The 1080-nt window shown below is 70.4% G+C and carries 1 protein-coding gene; it reads right to left on the minus strand.

From position 1 onward, the window contains the following. Positions 1-119: 119 nt before the first annotated feature. Positions 120-1080, minus strand: a 961-nt coding sequence (locus tag ACFWI9_RS34715; protein ID WP_387169388.1) for a toxic anion resistance protein, incomplete at its 5' end; no start/stop codon positions are given.

Genomic DNA, 1080 nt, shown 5'->3' on the forward strand with positions numbered 1-1080 from the left:
GGCGAGGACGCGGAGGGTCCCGGCCTTGGGGGCGTTGTCGGTTTCGGCCTTCGTGTCGGGTGCCGATGTGCAGGCGGTGAGCAGCGCGGCCGTGCCGAGGGCGAACGCGAGGAGCTGTCTCATCCGAGACCGCCTTCCAGCGCGCTCTGCGACCGGCTGCGCTCCAAGTACGTGCTGGCGTTCTGGAGTTCGGACGTGAGGGACTCGACGGTCGCGGCCATCACCTCGGTCGCCTGGACCTTGTAGGTGTCGATCGCGTCGAGGGTGCGGTAGATCTGCTGGAAGGCGGTGCGCAGTGTCTCCGCGCCCACCGCCGGGTCGGCCGCGATGCGCTGGATCTCGCCGCTCTGGGTGGAGAGCATCTCGGCGTTGCCCCGGATGAGGTCCTCGGTGGTCCCGCGCAGGGCGTTGACCTGGTCGACGACCTTGCGCTGGTTCTCCAGGGCGGAGGCGAGCATGACCGAGATGCGCAGCGCCGAGACGGTCGTGGTCGCCGCCCGGTCGACACCCTTGATCAGCTCGTCGTTGTTGCGCCGTACGACATCCATCGCCAAGTAGCCCTGCGCGCACACCGCGAGCTGGGTCAGCAGGTCCTGGTGCTTCTGCCGGACCGGGAAGAGGACGTCCGCGCGCAGGGTGTCGGCCTGGCCCGGGTCGGTGGAGTCGACCCCGGGGATGTGCTGCCCGACGGCCGGGGCGAGGGCCTGGGTGAGGACAACTGACTCCTGGAGCTTGCCCATGGTCTCCCACAGGCGGACCCGCTCGGTCTGCAACGCCGCGTTGTCGCGCCGGAGTTCGTCCTGGCCGCCGCGCAACGACCCCACGATCTTGTTCAACGTGCCCTGCGCGGAGGCGTACTTGGCGACATGGTCGCGCAGCTTGTTGCCGCCCGGGAGCCGGGACAGGAGCTTGCGCCCCTTCGACGCCGGCAGGTCACGCGGGTCCAAGTCCTCGACCACGCGCCGGAGTTCGACGAGCGAGCCCGCCACCTGCGACTGGGCGTCCCCGCCCTTCGCGGGCAGACTGCGCACGGTCCGCTCCAGCATCCGGTTGGACTGCGCGGTCGCGCTGCGCATCTCC

Origin of the sequence: Streptomyces sp. NPDC127084 (assembly GCF_042724175.1) — a bacterium.
GTDB lineage: Bacteria > Actinomycetota > Actinomycetes > Streptomycetales > Streptomycetaceae > Streptomyces.